Below are 16,502 nucleotides of genomic sequence, written 5' to 3'. Positions count from 1 at the left end.
AAGCTATCATTAAACGTGAATTTGCCCTATTTTATATAGTAAAAATAGTTAAACAGGTATTAAAGATTTGGCAGATGGTTATTAAAATAGTAGATTTAGTTAAAATTCATTTCATCTTAAAATCAAACTACTATATATGAAAAAGATAATACTGCCTGTTGCATTGTTGATGCTTTCCTTATCAACATCATTTGGACAAGGTGCTGTGGCTTTAAAATCTAAAATTGCGCAAAAGGCGGAATCGCTAGAAGCTAAAGTAATTACTTGGAGAAGAGATTTTCACCAAAATCCAGAATTAGGAAACAGAGAATTTAAAACAGCTGAAAAAGTAGCTACGCATTTACGTGCATTAGGTATAGAAGTAAAAACAGGCGTAGGCAAAACGGGAGTAGTAGGGATATTAAAAGGTGGCAAACCTGGCCCAGTAGTGGCCTTACGTGCAGATATGGACGGCTTACCTGTAAAGGAAAGAGTAGATATTCCTTTTGCTTCAAAAGCGACAGGTGAATATAACGGACAACCAGTAAGCATCATGCACGCTTGCGGACATGATACACACGTGGCTATTTTGATGGGAACAGCAGAGATTCTAGCCTCGATGAAAAGTGAATTAAAAGGTACGGTAAAATTCATCTTCCAACCTGCCGAAGAAGGAGCACCTGAAGGCGAAGAAGGAGGAGCGCCTTTGATGATTAAAGAAGGCGTGTTAGAAAATCCTAAAGTAGATGCCATTTTTGGGTTGCATATTAATTCACAAACAGAAATAGGGAAAATAAAGTATCGTCCTGGGGGTACAATGGCTAGTTCTGATTGGTTTAAAATCAAAATTAAAGGTAAGCAATCGCATGGTGCTTATCCTTGGTCAAGTATTGACCCAATTGTGACGGCTTCGCAAGTGATTATGGGTTTACAGACCATCGTCAGTAGAAACGCACCTGTGACAGAATCGGCAGCCGTTGTTACTGTAGGGCAAATTAATGGAGGTGTCAGAAGTAATATTATTCCTGAGGAGGTAAATATGAACGGTACTATTCGTGCCTTGGATACAGGTGTTCAAGATATGATTCATGCGCGTATTTCACAGATTGCAACTAATATCGCAGAAAGTGCAGGTGCTACGGCCGAAGTAAACATTACCAGAATGTGCCCTGTTACGTATAATGATATTCCTTTGACTGAGAAAATGATTCCTACTTTGGATGGAGTAGCTGGTAAAGAAAATGTTTCAATTACTGCTGCCGTTACTGGTGCTGAAGATTTTGCCTTCTATCAACAAAAAGTACCGGGTCTTTTCTTCTTTTTAGGAGGAGCACCTAAAGGAAAATCGCCAGCACAAACTCCAGCACACCATACACCTGATTTTTATATAGACGAGGGTGGCTTTGTATTAGGTATGAAATCAATGGCTAGTTTGGTTGTTGATTACATGGAAATGAATCCTGTGGGGAAGATTAGTGTGGGGAAATAGGAGTAAATTTGAAGATTTGAGAATTTGAAGATTTGAAAATGAGGAAATTATATTCCTTGAACTTATCAAATAATATTGCTCTATTTCAAATCTTCAATTGTTTTATTTGAATCTATTAATATTATATTAATTCAATTTCCAGTCTTCAAATATTTATTTGAAATAATACTAATCCATTGTTAAATCTTCAATTGTTTTATTTGAATATCTTCAATAATATTAACTCATTTTCAAATCTTCAAATCATTTCGCAGTATTTACTTTCTGAACCATTTTATAGACGATGGCAGGGAAATATCGTTTTAAGTATACAGCCATTACTTCAAACATTCCCCCTACATATACTTCTTTTTTGTTATGCTTCACAGCTTTAACAATTCTTTGAGCACAAGTTTCGGGACTCATCCCACGACTTTGGTTACTATCCATTTTGCCATGCACATTTCCTTTTCCATCTAAGGCATGCAGTGAAATAGGCGTATTGATGTAGCCCGGACAAACAACTGTTACTAGTATATTCTCTTGCCAGACCTCCGCTCTTAATGAATCAAAAAAGGCAATTAAAGCATGTTTGGCTGCACAATAACCACTTCTGAGAGGCGTGCCAATTTTTCCTGCTACACTACTAATCGCTACAAAATGACCCGTTTTCCTTTCGCTAAAATGTGGAAGAATAGCTTTTGTTAGTGCTACGGTACTGAAAAAGTCCAATTCCATAATGTCTCGGTAAACTTTGAAATCGGTGTCTTTTACGAATGAACGCTGGGTAATGCCCGCATTTTGAACAACCACATCTATTTGTCCGAAATAAGCCAACACAGTATTTACTTTTTCAGGGAATAGCTCAAATTGTAGCATATCCATTGGTAAAACCAAAACGTTTTCAGGGGATAAGCCTGTCGTGTTAGCTACCCTTTGTAATTCCTGTTCTCGTCTGGCTGAAAGCACCAATTTTGCTCCTTCCTTAGCAAATTGATAAGCAAGAGCTTCGCCAATTCCTGACGAAGCCCCTGTAATCCAGACTATTTTATTATGGAATTTATTCATGATAATGACTTAGTATTCAAAACTCAAAATTCCCAATTCAAGAAACTCATCACTCAAGCATAGATTTCCATCAAATTCAACATAAAAGCATATTCCAAGGCTATATCATGAAAACGCTTGAATCTGCCTGATGCTCCACCGTGACCTGCTTCCATGTCTGTATGCATCAACAATATATTATTATTATTGGTTTTTAAGGCACGTAATTTAGCTACCCATTTCGCAGGTTCAAAATACTGTACTTGGGAATCGTGCAAACCTGTTGTTATCAACATATTCGGATAATCCTTCGCTTCTACATTATCAACAGGTGAATACGATTTCATATAATCGTAATACTCTTTTTGTTTAGGATTTCCCCATTCTTCCCATTCACCAGTAGTCAAAGGAATACTTTCGTCCAACATGGTTGTTACTACATCTACAAAAGGCACTGCCGCCAAAATACCTTTGTATAAGTCTGGTCGCATATTGGTTACAGCTCCCATCAATAAACCGCCAGCAGAACCACCATTGGCAAAAAGCTTATCTTTGGATGTCCATTGCTCTGCTATCAAATATTCCGAAACATCGATAAAATCATTGAAAGTGTTGAGCTTCTTTAACAATTTACCATCTTCATACCATTGCCTTCCCATTTCCTGTCCGCCACGGATATGCGCAATGGCAAAAGCAAAACCACGATTTAACAAGCTTAGTCGAGCAGCAGAAAAATAAGGGTCTATAGAATAGCCATACGAACCATAAGCGTATTGAAGTAACGGTTGCGAACCATCTCTTTTCAATCCTTTTTTATAAACAATAGAAATCGGTATTTTAATGCCATCTCTAGCAGTAGCATACAAGCGTTCGCTGGCATAATCATCTTTATCAAACTCGCCCAAAACCGTTTGCTCCTTCATCAGGGTTTGAGTTTGATTATCCATATCATAATCATACACAGAAGAGGGCGTAGACAGCGAAGTGTATGAGTACCTAAGAATATTCGTTTCAAAATCTGGATTTGAAGACACCCCAGCATCATAAGCCGTTTCATTAAATTGAATATAATGTTCTGCCTGCGTAGCTTGATTGATAATACGAATATGTATCAAAGCGTTGCTTCGTTCCTGTAAAACCAAATGGTTTTTAAAAACCTCCATGCCATCCAGATAAGTATCTTCACGATGTGGGATTACCTCTTTCCAATTGGTTATATCTGCACTTTGTCCTTCCGATACTTCCATTAATTTGAAGTTAATCGCCTCATCCACGTTTGTTCTGATATAAAACTTATCTTTAAAATGCTCGATAGAATATTCTAAACCCTCTTCACGTGGATAGAAAGGAACAAATTGTCCTGTTGGGTTGGAGGCTTCTAACAAACGGTATTCTGTGGAGACACCATTTTGTTCTGAAACCGAAATAATGTATTTCTTTGATTTCATTCTACCCAAGCCCATATAAAACTGTGGGTCTTCTTCGGTATAAACCAAAACATCTGAGGCTATCGGCGTGCCTATTTCATGGCGATATACTTTTGATGCCAGCAAAGTCTGCTGGTCGCGTATCATATAGAAAATGGTTTTATTATCAGTCGCCCAAGCATAAGCCCCGCCTTCTGTATTAGGAATTTCGTCAGCTAATATTTCACCCGTTGTTAAATTTTTAAACTTCAACGTATAGTTCCTTCTACTAACGGTATCAACTCCATACGCTAATATTTGCTCATTATCTGATATTTCATAACCGCCAATACTGAAGTAAGACAATCCTTCTGCCATTACGTTTCCATCTAACATAATCTGTTCTGCTGCATCCAAAGAACCCTTTTTCCTACAATACAAAGGATATTCTCCACCTTCAATATACCTAGAATAGTAGTAATAATTGCCATCTTTTACTGGAACAGACTCGTCGTTTTCCTTCACTCTGCCCTTCATTTCATTGAAAAGTGCTTCTTGTAAGGGCTTAGTAGATGCCATTACGGCATCTGTATAGGCATTTTCAGCATTAAGGTATTCAATAACTTCTGGATTTTCGGGTTCATTCAACCAATAATAATTATCTTGACGAGTGTCGCCGTGTAGCGTCATGGGATGTGGCTTTATCGCTGCCACAGGAGCTTGCATTACATCTGGATTCATTATTTTAATTTTTTACTTTCAATCAACCTACCCTCAAAGTGGAAACGCCAATGCTCAAAGATAAGTTTTTCAAAGATAAATGAGACTTTTATCTTTGAAACTTTCATCTTTGTAAAAAAGTTATTTGCCTTCCATAAAAACATAAATTAAACCCTAATAAAAAAATGAAAACGATAGCTTATGTATTATTAATTGTTGCAGGATTGATGTTAACAGCTTTATTTATATTATTTTTAGTTTGGTTTTTTTGGGCGATTACTTCTGATAATCATAGAAAGCAACTTTGGTTTATTGTTATATTAGGTTTGTCTGGTTTTGGACTTATTGCTAGAGTGATTTTTGTAGCAATGGATTCTTTCAAAAAAGATAAATTACGAAAATAGAGTACCCTTATTAAACATGAATAAAGAAGCCCTCGTGAAAGTCGCCAATTTTTGTGCCTATCAAGAACGTACCCAACAGGAAGTACGCAAAAGGTTATCAGAATTGGAAGTAATAGGCGATGAAGCCGAAGAGATGATTGTTTGGTTGATTGAGAATAATTACCTCAACGAAGAACGTTTCGCCAGAATATTTGCAGGAAGCAAATTCCGCCAAAAACGCTGGGGAAGATTAAAGATTCGCCAAGAGCTAAAAATGCGAGGCGTATCTGAATATTGCTTGAAAGCAGGTATGAGCGAAATAGATGATGAAGATTATATCCAGACACTCGCTGAAATCCTTGAAAAGAAATCAAGAGAAATCAAAGAAAGCAATCCTCTAAAACGCAAACAGAAGCTAGTAAGCTATGCATTAAGCAAAGGTTTTGAATCTGATTTGGTGTTTGATTTGATAAAAGATGCTATTGAAAAATAAACTTGTTTTGAAACACTTGTCAAAATAAAAAAATCACATTACCTTTGAAGTCATGAATAATTCAGCGAACACATACCGTACTTATTATTACTACTACGCGCAGTAGCAGTCGGTTGTGTTTTGACTAATCTTTTTGAAATTCAAAAAATACATATACACAAACCGACTTGAAAAAGTCGGTTTTTTTTGTGCCTTTTCGCAAGTTCGATGAGGTTTTTTAACCAATGAATGTAAAACCAGCTTCCCGAATGGATTTGGTGCAGGAGTATTACTTCTCGACCAAGCTAAAACAAATCGCAGAAATGCGTGCCTCAGGTATTGACGTATTGAATTTGGGCATCGGTAGTCCCGACTTACCACCCTCTGCTGAAACTATTTCAGCATTGGCAACGGCTGCTCAGAATCCTAAAAACCATGCCTATCAAAGCTATGTAGGTATTCCTGCTTTGCGTGAAGGTTTTGCTACTTTTTACCAAAATGCCTATGGGGTAAGTGTGAATCCTGTCAATGAAGTATTGCCGTTAATAGGTTCAAAAGAAGGTGTTATGCACATTTCTATGGCCTATTTGGAAGCTGGTGACGAAGTTTTAGTGCCAAATCCTGGGTATCCAACCTATCGTGCTGCTTCATTGTTGACAGGGGCCACGGTAGTGGCTTATGACCTTTCGGAAGAAAATGGTTGGTTGCCCGATTTAAAGAAACTAGCTGAACAAGATTTATCAAAAGTGAAATTGATGTGGGTGAACTATCCACATATGCCAACGGGAGCGAAAGCGAATAAAGCTTTTTTTGAAGAGCTTAGAGATTTTGCTTTGGCAAATAATATCCTTATCATAAACGACAATCCATACAGCTTTATCCTAAACGACGACCCACAAAGTATGTTGGCCGTTGAGGGAATGAAAGAAGTAGCCCTAGAATTAAACTCATTGTCGAAGTCGCATAATATGGCTGGTTGGCGATTAGGAGTTTTGGTGGGGAAAGCTGAGTTTATCAATCCAGTATTACGCTTTAAATCTAACATGGACTCTGGTATGTTTTTGCCATTGCAAATGGCAGCAGTAAAAGCATTAGAAAACCCACCTGTTTGGTTTGAGGAACTAAATGCTGTCTATAAAGAACGCCAGAAGAAGGTTTTTGAATTAATGGATTTACTGAACTGTGAATACGACCATAATCAAGCAGGAATGTTTGTATGGGCTAAAATTCCAGCTAACTATCAAACAGGATATGAATTATCTGACGAAATTCTAGCGAAAACAGGCGTATTTATCACGCCTGGGGGAATCTTTGGCTCAGCAGGAGATGGCTATATTCGTACTTCTTTGTGTGCAGAGGTTTCTATTTTTGAGGAGGCGATTACAAGGATTGTTAGCTCTTTAGCTTTGAGTAATGAGCTTTGAGCTTTTGTTAGAAGTAAGAAAAAAGAAGCAAGGGTATGACTTGAAAGTTTTTTAGTATAAAAAATTATAGGAAAAGAGAATTTTAAAAATAAAGGCTAAACGCCACAAGCTCACGGCTCATTGCTCAAAGCTTAAAGCTCAAAGCCAAATACAAAATTATGACTATCTCAGTAGTTGGGCTTGGACTTATTGGTGGTTCAATGGCTTTAAGCTTAAAAGAAAATGGTTTTGCTGATACCATCATCGGTGTTGATAACAAAACCGAACATATTATTAAGGCATTAGAATTAAAGCTAATAGACCGTATCGCACTTTTGCAAGACGCCATTAAGCAGTCGGATATTATTATTTTGGCTGTTCCTGTAGATGCCTTGCTAACTTTATTGCCAGAGGTATTAAATCAGGTTACTGAAAACCAAGTGGTGATAGAAGTAGGCTCTACTAAAAAGGCGGTGATTGATGCCGTGAAAAACCATCCGAATAGGGAAAACTTTGTAGCTACTCACCCGATGGCTGGTACAGAATTCTCTGGGCCAGAGGCTGCTATTAGAAACCTGTTTGATCATAAAAACTGCGTGCTTTGCGATATTGAAGATTCTAAACCTGAATTGGTCGAATTAATCAAGAAAATGTATGTGGAAGGATTAAAAATGAGAATTACTTATTTGGATTCTACTGCTCACGACATACATACTGCCTATATTTCACATATTTCGCATATTTGTTCTTTTGCGTTGGCATCAACGGTGTTAGCCAAAGAAAAAGACGAAGAGAGTATTTTCAATTTGGCAAGTACTGGTTTTGAATCAACGGTTCGTTTGGCTAAGTCAAGCCCCGAAACTTGGATTCCAATTTTCAGACAAAATCAAGAAAATATCATCGATGTACTAGATGCTTATATTACTACTTTGTTGAAATTTAAGGGATTAATGATTTCGGACAGCTACGAGAAGTTTGGAGAATACCTTACACAGGCAAACGATATTAAACGAATATTGAATAAGTAGAAGGTTGTTAAACGACAGCATTTAAAAACTTTCCAAACACTGTGTTTGGAAAGTTTTTCTGTTTAAAAAGAAAATAATTTTATATCCTTCTCGATTTCAACCTGTGTTTTATTCTTTTTCTTATTCCATGGAGCAGTGGTATTCATGCCCATTTGTAACGCTAGAATTGCCATTAGTAAGGTGAAAAGAATAAAAACCCAGCGAAATATTTTTTGATTTTTGTTCATGAGTCGTCAAAATTAAATAATGCCTCAAAGATAATAACATATTGATAAACGATAAGTTTGTCGTAATGATGGATTCTAAAGCAAATCTGATTATTTTGCAAAAGTTTTGAATTACTAAGCAGTAAACCAACCTTTTAACGGCCGTCACAATATATAATAACCCTAAAAACCATGAGAAAAAAATTGAAATATTTTTTGTTTGTTATTACTAGTACCATATTGTTTTGCTGTTCGAGTCCCGCTACAAAATATGAAAATGCTGTCGACGAAAGTAAGACCTGCTCAATGATTTTTATCGATAAATCCGTTAGTGTAAATCCAAGTAAGCAGTTTATTTATGAAAAATACACTAAGATTATTAATGAATTGATTGATGAAAATATCAAAGTAAAAGGCGATAAAATAGAAGTGTTTTTTATCCATGAAAATACGGCAAAAGCTAAAGTAGCTGAATTGGTTGCACGATCAGAAATGGAAATAGCCGAAGGAACAAGTGCTACAGATGCGGAAGCACAAAAGACAGAATTTGCAATGGAAATCGGTAAAGAGCGAAGCATTTTCAAGAAAGTAGTAATTACTCACTTAACCTCTCAAAACACGTCTACTAGTAAAAATAATACTGATATTCAGGCTGCATTACCATTGATTGACCATGAAATTGGTAAAGGATTTAAAGTAAAGGCATATTTCCTTTCTGATATGGTAGAAAGTATGTCGGGGACTAATCGTCGTGATTTTCACAAAACACCTCCAGTTGATGATGCTGCTGCGGTAGGCTGGGCTAGGGAAGATGCTGCTCGTTTACAAAGTGTGTTACCCAACATTAGCATGGCAGAAATTTTTATTGCTAAGCCTTTTGAACCCACTGCTTCAAGAAAACTTAATAATCCTGCTATTTCTACCTATTGGCAACGCCTCTTTTCTGAATTAGGTGTTTCCACAGAAGTGAAGGAATTATAACAGCTTTGAGCTATGAGCTATCAGCGTTGAGCCTTTAAGGGGTAAGCTAAGTCATTGTAGAGAATTATTAAAAAAACTAAAAAAAACTAAAAAAAGCTCAAAGCTCATTGCTCAAAGCTTACAGCCAAAATATGCTTATTGCTAAAATACCAAGTACGCCAGCAGAATGGGAAAAATATTATGATTTACGGTTCGTAGTATTGCGTGAACCTTGGCACCAGAAAAAAGGGAGCGAAGTATTAACAGATGAAAACGAAGCAGACCATGTGATGGCGATTGATAGTGAAACAGATGAACTGCTAGGAGTAGCCCGTTTACAAATGAATTCAGCGACCCAAGGACAAGTACGCTGTGTAGCGGTTTCGACAAATGCCCAAGGCAAAGGCGTTGGGAAATTTTTGATGAAGTATTTAGAAGATTTAGGGAAAGCAAAAGGCTTAGAGGAAATTATTCTTGATGCCCGCATTAATGCCCTTGATTTTTATAAAGCTATCGGGTATGAAATCTATGCAGATTCATATTTACTCTTTGGAGAAATCCAACATTGGAAAATGAAAAAACAACTGTAGAACGAGATTTTGTCTCGTTTTTATCGGAGACCAATTTTTTACATAATTATTATAAGTGGTTGGTATGAAAATTTTATCTTCTTGTAATATCAATTTAACTATCAAAGATTAACCATGAGGATATTAATTTTTATACTGATAACACTCTTCTTTTTGGGAAGTTGTTCAAATGAAAAGAAACAGACGATTGAAAAAACGCCAGTTCATAACAATACTTTGACGCTAAATTTCCCATCAGATTTTAAAGGTAATTGGGTTTTAACAGACTATATCAATGAGATAGAAAAAACTAAATCTCCTGTAAAATCATCCAATAAACTTGAAGGTGTTGTTGCCATAATCATTGGTAGTGCTATAAAAGGTGATAGCTTGGAAGTTCAAGCAAGTTGGAATAATCATGAAGGGCTTAATTTCTATGTATATCTAAATAAGAGGAAGAAAAATAGCTTTAAAACCAATATCCTAGATTATCAAGATAAAGTAAACTATTATGAGCTTGGCTATGAGGTTATGAATAAAGAGGCTTTTCTATTTTTGTATCATTTTAACAAAACAAATGAGCTGCTTGACAAAACGCAATTCTCTAAAGTAACTAGTCTATCAAATAACAAGAAAGATGTAGCGTGGGGACTTCAATACGTGGTAAATGATAAATTGTTAACGGGGAATAATCTGCTTATTGATACAGAGAATCATGCGACAAAGCTGAATTTTAATCCTGACGGTAGTTTAACAGGACATCCTACGTTTAAGACCTTCCATATTTTTACAGACTTTATGGGTGAACCCAACAATAATCTTGACTTGATAAGTTTTAACCTTGCAACTGGCAAGCCAACCCAATTTGCTTTTAAAATAGTAAACGATACTACTTATTTGTACACTACGATAGATAATGAGGAGGAGGGGACTTCGAAAATCAATAAAGTTAAATTTAAAATTGTTCGGCAATAAGCTTGTCCAAATCAATAAAAATCTCAAAATAATTATCCACAAATATGAAATTGAAAGCTATACTCGCTTTATTCTTGACACTTATTCAGTTTTCTATTTCTTTAGCCCAAAGCTCCCAACAAGTTTGGAATGGGAAAAAATGTGCTGTAGTATTGACTTATGATGATGCCCTAAATGTACATTTAGATAACGCCATTCCTCTATTAGATTCTCTAGGTTTCAAAGGAACATTTTACTTAATAGGTTATGCAGACGGATTTAAAAATCGGATTGAAGATTGGAAAGTGGCAGCTAAGAATGGACATGAAATGGGGAATCATACCCTCTTTCATCCCTGCGATGCTTCCTTAAAAGGTAGAGAATGGGTTAGTCCTGAAAAAGACATGAGTAAATATTCTGTCAGGAGGATGATTGATGAAATCAAGATGAACAATATATTGCTAAAAACGTTAGATGGAAAATCAAAACGTACTTTCGCTTATACCTGTGGCGATATGAAAATTGGTGATACCTACTTCATGAACGATTTAAAGAATGATTTTGTAGCTGCCAGAGGTGTAAAGTCGGATATGCATAATTTACAAGAAGTAGATTTATATGCCACAGATTGTTATGCAATTAATGGACAAACAGGAGAGCAGATGATTGACTTAGTAAAAAAAGCAGTAACATCAGGCAAACTTTTAGTTTTCTTATTTCATGGAGTAGGAGGTGAGCATAATATAGACGTTTCACTAAAAGCCCATCGAGAATTGTTAAATTACCTAAAGCAAAATGAAAAAGATATTTGGGTAGCACCGATGTTGGATGTAGCAGAACATATTAAAGAATTGCAAGCAAAGAAATAAATTATAAAAATGTAGGACGAGATTTTATCTCGTCTTTTTAATTGTTGTAAATAAGCCTAATTCCCAAAAGAGCAAAATGCTTTTTTATTAATATTTGGGAAATAGTGAAATTAAGATTTATATTTACATAGAATAAAAATCAAAAGATTATGAAAGTTTCAGAGAAATATCTAACACTTTATAGTTATGATAATGCTAAAAACATTGTGAATTTAGTATATGGTACAATGGCTTTAGAAGAGCAAAAGGTGTCTAAAAGCGTTATCGGTAGGCACTATTCAAAACAAAAAAAGAGACAGAGTAAAAAGATAGATATTTTAGTTAAAAACTAAATGGCTGATATTCTTGTCTTAATAGTTCGATAAAAAACTCTCGTTCACCTCTGTCATAAGCACGTAATGCTTGGATATACGTTTTCTTACTATAATTCTCATCTTTCTTCTTTAATTTTTCATCATATAATTCGAAAAAATTAAGATTAAGTTTGATTGCAATAAGATTGATAAATATCCGCCCCATCCTACCATTTCCATTAGTAAAAGGATGGATACAGACAAATCTGTGATGAGCATCAGCTAATAATTTAAGAGATTCTTCTTCCAGTTGGTCTTCTTTCAGTTGGATACAATACGCAATGTGAGCATTTACATCTTCGCAAAGACGATACATTTCTTCCCTAATTTTAGGGAAAGGAGTAAGATTAACAGCACCAACAGTTACTTCATGCTCCCTAAACTTTCCAGCCCAATCATATAAGTTTTCAAAAACAATTTGGTGTATTTCTAAAAGTAAATAAATGTCCAATGAAATTTGTTCTATCTCTAATTCTCCAATAAAAATATAGGCGTTAATAAAACCTTTTGCCTCAAGGCGGTTAATTTCATTTTTATCTGAAATGCCTAATTTATTTTCATCTGCATAATAGGTAGAGTCTGTATTTTCATTAGATTGGCTCATGTGCTATTTAGATATTTTATTCCTATATTAATTTTTCAACTTTCCATTAGTTAAATAAGCTCTAAATGCCACCATCATAGTAATAAAATCACTTTACACCTTCTCTCGAATCTGATAATCAGTAGTCTTCTCAGAATTTCTAGTCATTAATTCACCAATAAAGCCAGCCATAAACAACTGTACGCCTATAATGATGGAAACCAAAGCCAAAAAGAAAAGAGGATTATCGGTTACATTTCTGAATTTTAAGTGATTGGCAATGGCATAAATCTTATCCCCAATCAAGTAAACAGTAATAAAGCTACCAATCATAAAGAACAAAATACCAAAACCACCAAAAAGATGCATTGGTCGTTTGCCAAACTTCTGCACAAAAGTGATTGAAAGCAAATCTAAGAAACCGTATAAGAATCTTTCAATACCAAATTTGGTCGTTCCATACTTTCTAGATTGATGTTGCACTACTTTCTCCCCGATTTTATCATAACCATTCCATTTTGCCTGTACAGGAATATAGCGGTGCATTTCGCCATAAAGTGTAATAGATTTAATTACTTCGTTTTTATAAGCTTTTAGTCCACAATTAAAATCATTCAAATATACACCCGACATCGAGCGAGTAGCCGCATTGTATAATTTTGTAGGAATAGTTTTAGTGATAGGGTCAAAGCGTTTTTGTTTCCAGCCCGAAACTAAATCATAATTGTCTTCTGTAATCATGCGGTATAGCTCAGGAATTTCCTCTGGACTATCCTGCAAATCAGCATCCATCGTAATAACTACCCTACCAGAAGCGTCTTTAAAACCAACATGCAAAGCCGCCGATTTTCCGTAGTTTCTACTAAAGGAAATACCTTTTACAAAGCTGTTGTGCTCAGACAAACCCTTTATAACTTGCCAAGAATTATCACGACTGCCATCATTTACGAAAATGATTTCGTAGCTAAAATGATGTTCTTTCATCACTTTTTCTATCCAATTGCAAAGTTCAGGTAATGATTCTTCTTCGTTATATAGCGGAATAATAACAGAAATATCTAACATGTTGTGAATACGATTTCGGGATAACTAACGGAATGTCCTCCGTTGTATGTCTAAAAAATTAAGTAATACGCTTTTAGTAGCGTTTCAAATTGAGCAGTATAGCTTTCGTCAAGATTACGAATAATTAATTCTTCTTGGACAAGCTCTTTTTTAGCAAGCCCAAAGGTCGTAATAATTCTTAATATTTTCGACCCATTTCTATGTCTTATCTGTAATTTTTTCTGAGGATAAAGTCCTTTCTCTAAAGCCAATATCTCTAAAACACTACTTTCATAAGCAGGAAGCAAAACCACAAACCGACCCGCTGATGCTAACAATTGAATAACGGATGCTATTAAATCTTCAAAAGAAAGTGTATCAGTATGCAAAGCCGTATTCCTTTTCTCTTGTTGAGACTTTAAATGATTGTGGAAAAAAGGAGGATTACTAATAATTAACTCAAAAGATAAATCTTTATTGCTTTTAGCAAAATCCTGAATACTTTGATGAAAAACCGCTATTTGCTCCTTGAAAATACTGTCTTGAACATTTTCTAAGGCTTGTAGATAAGCATTATCATCAACCTCCACGGCCATAATCTTAGCATTTGTTCGTTGTGCTAACATCAATGAAAGTAAGCCCGTGCCTGTACCAATATCTAAAATATTTTTTGTTTCCGTTACATCAGTGTAAGCCCCTAAAATACAGGCATCAGTGGTCACTTTCATGGCAGTATTTTGTTGCTGAACCATAAATTGCTTAAACTGAAAGCCGTTTATACTTTTTGACATTGAATATTGTGGATAATTTGCATCTTTGAAACAGTTTCAAAATTACAATAAATTAAGTACTGATATTAGTCATTCTGCTTTTAAAGTAGTGATTTAATATCACTAAAAATCATGCTCATGAAGTCTCTATTCATTATTTTCTTTGCCTCTCTTTGTTTATTCACTCAAACTTTTGCTCAAAATCAGGAAGAAAACATCGTCTTGAAGCAAGCTAAAGGTGTTTTAGATGGCACATTGCTATTGCCACAAAACACTAAGAAAAAAATACCAGTTGTATTAATCATCGCAGGTTCTGGGCCAACTGATAGAAATGGCAACAGCATGCTAAATATAAAAGCCAATTCATACCAATTATTAGCAGAAGGTTTAGCCAATAATGGAATAGCGTCGCTTCGGTATGACAAAAGAGGCGTAGGCAAAAGTATGGGTGCTATGATGAAAGAAAGTGATTTAACCTTTGAAACCTATATACAAGATGCTGAACAGTGGATTGATACGTTAAAGAAGAGCAATCGTTTTTCCAAAATAATAGTCTTAGGTCATTCAGAAGGTTCTTTGATAGGGATGGTTACAACACAAAGAGAGACTGTAGATGGCTATATTTCCGTGGCTGGCCCTGCCAGAGGAATAGATGACATCATCATTGAACAAACAGAAAAGCAAACTTTGCCAGATTCTGTTAAAAATGAAGTAAAGAAAGATTTTGCCGTATTAAAAAGCGGACAGAAGCTACCAAAATTGATGCAGGTTTTCTATATCTTTTCACTTTTTAGACCAAGCATTCAACCTTATATGATTTCTTGGCTGAAATATGTGCCTTCTGAGGAAATCAAAAAAGTAAAAGCTAAAGCACTTATCATACAAGGAACAACAGATATTCAGGTAGAGGAGAACGAAGCTAACCTATTGGCAGAAGCTAATCCCAAAGCAAAATTATTGATGATTAAAGGCATGAACCATACTTTAAAAGATGCACCGATGGACAGAGAAGAGAATTTAAAAACATATAGCAATCCCGATTTACCGCTTTCAAAAGGTTTAGTAGAAGGCATTGTAGAATTTATAAAGAAATGATAAATTAGAGAAACTTATTCATCAACAATATGAAACAACGCTTACTTTCTTTGGATGTATTTCGTGGAATGACGGTCGCCATGATGATTCTTGTCAATAACCCAGGCGATTGGGGACATATTTATGCACCGCTGGAACACGCCGAATGGAATGGCTGTACACCCACAGATTTAGTTTTCCCTTTCTTCCTGTTTATCGTAGGCGTGTCCATCTCATTTGCTTTTCAAGGAAAAACAGCCGACCGTAAGACTATTCTAAAGATTATTGAAAGAAGTGCTAAGCTTTTTGCATTAGGACTTTTTCTCTCACTTTTTCCTAAATTTGATTTTTCAGTAGTTAGAATCCCCGGTGTTTTACAAAGAATAGCATTGGTATTTTTAGTAAGCTCTATTGTGTTTTTAACTACTAAAAATAGAACACAACAAATCATCTTTGCATCACTACTGATAGGCTATTGGTTATTGATGACTTTCGTGCCAGTTCCTGATGCTGGAGCAGCCAATTTAGAACCAGAACATAATTTAGGAGCGTATTTAGACAGGCTAATTTTAGGAATTCCTCATTTGTACAAAGCCGTAAAAGTGTGGGATCCAGAAGGAATATTAAGTACAATTCCTGCTATTGCCAATGGCTTGGCTGGCGTATTAGTGGGTACTTGGTTGCAAAGAAAAGATAAAGAAGTAACCGAGAAATTGATGTATATCTATTTCTATGGAAGTATTTCTTTAGCAATAGCATGGGCTTGGGATGCCGCAGGATTTCCAATTAATAAGTCACTCTGGACAAGTTCTTATGCCCTTTGGACGATTGGCTTGGCGATGTTCTTTCTGGCTAGTTTTTACTGGTTGATAGATGTTAAAAAATATACCTTCTGGACAAAGCCTTTCGTCGTATATGGTGTAAATGCCATTACAGTATTCTTTTTATCAGGCTTAATTCCACGGATTATGAACATGATAAAAATAGCTTTGCCCGATGGTGAAAAAGTAAGCTCGATTACGTGGTTGTATAAATCATTCATTGTTCCCTTCTTTAGTGAACCTAAAAATGCCTCCTTGGCAGGAGCAATCACTTTTGTACTGATTTGGTTGGGAATCTTGTGGATTATGTACGAGAAGAAAATGATAGTGAAAGTATAAATAGAAGCATCCGAGGAGAAATCAAAAACTAAGGGTTAAGACAAGCAATAATCT

At 35.6% G+C, this 16,502-nt stretch carries 17 protein-coding genes; 12 read left to right on the top strand and 5 right to left on the bottom strand.

Annotated features, from left to right (window positions below; genetic code table 11):
* Nucleotides 1–136 precede the first annotated feature (136 nt).
* Complete coding sequence (locus tag AC1RNE_RS07810; protein WP_492800459.1) at nt 137–1,468, top strand: amidohydrolase; 1,332 nt, start codon at nt 137–139, stop codon at nt 1,466–1,468.
* A 243-nt stretch (nt 1,469–1,711) separates the two neighbouring features.
* Here the strand turns inward: AC1RNE_RS07810 and AC1RNE_RS07805 are convergent, their stop codons facing one another.
* Both AC1RNE_RS07805 and AC1RNE_RS07800 read right to left on the bottom strand, forming a co-directional pair.
* Nucleotides 1,712–2,515, bottom strand: a complete 804-nt coding sequence (locus AC1RNE_RS07805; protein WP_492800458.1) for an SDR family oxidoreductase — start codon at nt 2,513–2,515, stop codon at nt 1,712–1,714.
* A 53-nt stretch (nt 2,516–2,568) separates the two neighbouring features.
* Entirely contained in the window at nt 2,569–4,641 is a 2,073-nt protein-coding gene (locus AC1RNE_RS07800; RefSeq protein WP_492800457.1) for a S9 family peptidase, read from the bottom strand.
* A gap of 164 nt (nt 4,642–4,805) precedes the next feature.
* On the opposite strand from AC1RNE_RS07800, the gene AC1RNE_RS07795 reads away from it, so the two are divergent.
* From AC1RNE_RS07795 to AC1RNE_RS07755, 9 genes are all read left to right on the top strand, one after another.
* Nucleotides 4,806–5,024 carry a hypothetical protein gene (locus tag AC1RNE_RS07795; protein ID WP_492800456.1) on the top strand — a complete coding sequence of 73 codons (219 nt, stop codon included), beginning with the start codon at nt 4,806–4,808 and terminating at the stop codon, nt 5,022–5,024.
* Between the two features lie 16 nt (nt 5,025–5,040).
* A complete protein-coding gene (locus tag AC1RNE_RS07790; RefSeq protein WP_492800455.1) occupies nt 5,041–5,496 on the top strand; it encodes a regulatory protein RecX in 456 nt (151 codons plus the stop codon).
* Between the two features lie 224 nt (nt 5,497–5,720).
* A complete protein-coding gene (locus tag AC1RNE_RS07785; RefSeq protein WP_492800454.1) occupies nt 5,721–6,899 on the top strand; it encodes a pyridoxal phosphate-dependent aminotransferase in 1,179 nt (392 codons plus the stop codon).
* 158 nt (nt 6,900–7,057) lie between these two features.
* A complete protein-coding gene (locus AC1RNE_RS07780) occupies nt 7,058–7,906 on the top strand; it encodes a prephenate dehydrogenase (protein ID WP_492800453.1) in 849 nt (282 codons plus the stop codon).
* Nucleotides 7,907–8,304: 398 nt separating this feature from the next.
* Nucleotides 8,305–9,093: a hypothetical protein gene (locus AC1RNE_RS07775; protein ID WP_492800452.1), complete on the top strand. Its 789-nt coding sequence runs from the start codon at nt 8,305–8,307 to the stop codon at nt 9,091–9,093.
* Between the two features lie 131 nt (nt 9,094–9,224).
* Complete coding sequence (locus AC1RNE_RS07770) at nt 9,225–9,662, top strand: GNAT family N-acetyltransferase (protein WP_492800451.1); 438 nt, start codon at nt 9,225–9,227, stop codon at nt 9,660–9,662.
* 114 nt (nt 9,663–9,776) lie between these two features.
* Nucleotides 9,777–10,616, top strand: coding sequence for a hypothetical protein (locus AC1RNE_RS07765; RefSeq protein ID WP_492800450.1), 840 nt, complete (start codon nt 9,777–9,779; stop codon nt 10,614–10,616).
* 44 nt (nt 10,617–10,660) lie between these two features.
* Nucleotides 10,661–11,464 (top strand): polysaccharide deacetylase family protein, encoded by an 804-nt coding sequence (locus AC1RNE_RS07760; protein ID WP_492800449.1) that lies wholly within the window; start codon nt 10,661–10,663, stop codon nt 11,462–11,464.
* 149 nt (nt 11,465–11,613) lie between these two features.
* Complete coding sequence (locus tag AC1RNE_RS07755) at nt 11,614–11,796, top strand: hypothetical protein (RefSeq protein WP_492800448.1); 183 nt, start codon at nt 11,614–11,616, stop codon at nt 11,794–11,796.
* Here AC1RNE_RS07755 and AC1RNE_RS07750 read toward each other — a convergent pair.
* The 3 genes from AC1RNE_RS07750 to AC1RNE_RS07740 all read right to left on the bottom strand — a co-directional run bounded on the left by AC1RNE_RS07750 (nt 11,786) and on the right by AC1RNE_RS07740 (nt 14,235).
* Nucleotides 11,786–12,421 (bottom strand): Fic family protein, encoded by a 636-nt coding sequence (locus tag AC1RNE_RS07750; protein ID WP_492800447.1) that lies wholly within the window; start codon nt 12,419–12,421, stop codon nt 11,786–11,788. The two genes, AC1RNE_RS07755 and AC1RNE_RS07750, sit on opposite strands and share 11 nt — an antisense overlap.
* Nucleotides 12,422–12,514: 93 nt before the next feature.
* Nucleotides 12,515–13,465: a glycosyltransferase family 2 protein gene (locus tag AC1RNE_RS07745; RefSeq protein ID WP_492800446.1), complete on the bottom strand. Its 951-nt coding sequence runs from the start codon at nt 13,463–13,465 to the stop codon at nt 12,515–12,517.
* A gap of 50 nt (nt 13,466–13,515) precedes the next feature.
* Nucleotides 13,516–14,235, bottom strand: coding sequence for a tRNA1(Val) (adenine(37)-N6)-methyltransferase (locus AC1RNE_RS07740; RefSeq protein ID WP_492800445.1), 720 nt, complete (start codon nt 14,233–14,235; stop codon nt 13,516–13,518).
* Nucleotides 14,236–14,352: 117 nt separating this feature from the next.
* On the opposite strand from AC1RNE_RS07740, the gene AC1RNE_RS07735 reads away from it, so the two are divergent.
* Together AC1RNE_RS07735 and AC1RNE_RS07730 are read left to right on the top strand one after the other, a co-directional pair.
* Complete coding sequence (locus tag AC1RNE_RS07735; protein ID WP_492800444.1) at nt 14,353–15,309, top strand: alpha/beta hydrolase; 957 nt, start codon at nt 14,353–14,355, stop codon at nt 15,307–15,309.
* Between the two features lie 29 nt (nt 15,310–15,338).
* The gene (locus AC1RNE_RS07730) at nt 15,339–16,448 is read left to right on the top strand and encodes an acyltransferase family protein (protein WP_492800443.1); all 1,110 of its coding nucleotides are present in this window, start codon (nt 15,339–15,341) and stop codon (nt 16,446–16,448) included.
* Nucleotides 16,449–16,502 lie beyond the last annotated feature (54 nt).

The organism is Arcicella sp. GW822-FHT02H01 (genome assembly GCF_058802005.1).
Note: the sequence above shows the minus strand (reverse complement) of the source record. Positions and strands in the feature narration are given on the sequence as shown.

Excerpts from the sequence above, each read along its gene's own strand:
- AC1RNE_RS07810 (WP_492800459.1), top strand. The coding sequence starts at position 137 with ATGAAAAAGATAATACTGCCTGTTGCATTGTTGATGCTTTCCTTATCA.
- AC1RNE_RS07805 (WP_492800458.1), bottom strand. The coding sequence starts at position 2,515 with ATGAATAAATTCCATAATAAAATAGTCTGGATTACAGGGGCTTCGTCA.
- AC1RNE_RS07800 (WP_492800457.1), bottom strand. The coding sequence starts at position 4,641 with ATGAATCCAGATGTAATGCAAGCTCCTGTGGCAGCGATAAAGCCACAT.
- AC1RNE_RS07795 (WP_492800456.1), top strand. The coding sequence starts at position 4,806 with ATGAAAACGATAGCTTATGTATTATTAATTGTTGCAGGATTGATGTTA.
- AC1RNE_RS07790 (WP_492800455.1), top strand. The coding sequence starts at position 5,041 with ATGAATAAAGAAGCCCTCGTGAAAGTCGCCAATTTTTGTGCCTATCAA.
- AC1RNE_RS07785 (WP_492800454.1), top strand. The coding sequence starts at position 5,721 with ATGAATGTAAAACCAGCTTCCCGAATGGATTTGGTGCAGGAGTATTAC.
- AC1RNE_RS07780 (WP_492800453.1), top strand. The coding sequence starts at position 7,058 with ATGACTATCTCAGTAGTTGGGCTTGGACTTATTGGTGGTTCAATGGCT.
- AC1RNE_RS07775 (WP_492800452.1), top strand. The coding sequence starts at position 8,305 with ATGAGAAAAAAATTGAAATATTTTTTGTTTGTTATTACTAGTACCATA.
- AC1RNE_RS07770 (WP_492800451.1), top strand. The coding sequence starts at position 9,225 with ATGCTTATTGCTAAAATACCAAGTACGCCAGCAGAATGGGAAAAATAT.
- AC1RNE_RS07765 (WP_492800450.1), top strand. The coding sequence starts at position 9,777 with ATGAGGATATTAATTTTTATACTGATAACACTCTTCTTTTTGGGAAGT.
- AC1RNE_RS07760 (WP_492800449.1), top strand. The coding sequence starts at position 10,661 with ATGAAATTGAAAGCTATACTCGCTTTATTCTTGACACTTATTCAGTTT.
- AC1RNE_RS07755 (WP_492800448.1), top strand. The coding sequence starts at position 11,614 with ATGAAAGTTTCAGAGAAATATCTAACACTTTATAGTTATGATAATGCT.
- AC1RNE_RS07750 (WP_492800447.1), bottom strand. The coding sequence starts at position 12,421 with ATGAGCCAATCTAATGAAAATACAGACTCTACCTATTATGCAGATGAA.
- AC1RNE_RS07745 (WP_492800446.1), bottom strand. The coding sequence starts at position 13,465 with ATGTTAGATATTTCTGTTATTATTCCGCTATATAACGAAGAAGAATCA.
- AC1RNE_RS07740 (WP_492800445.1), bottom strand. The coding sequence starts at position 14,235 with ATGTCAAAAAGTATAAACGGCTTTCAGTTTAAGCAATTTATGGTTCAG.
- AC1RNE_RS07735 (WP_492800444.1), top strand. The coding sequence starts at position 14,353 with ATGAAGTCTCTATTCATTATTTTCTTTGCCTCTCTTTGTTTATTCACT.
- AC1RNE_RS07730 (WP_492800443.1), top strand. The coding sequence starts at position 15,339 with ATGAAACAACGCTTACTTTCTTTGGATGTATTTCGTGGAATGACGGTC.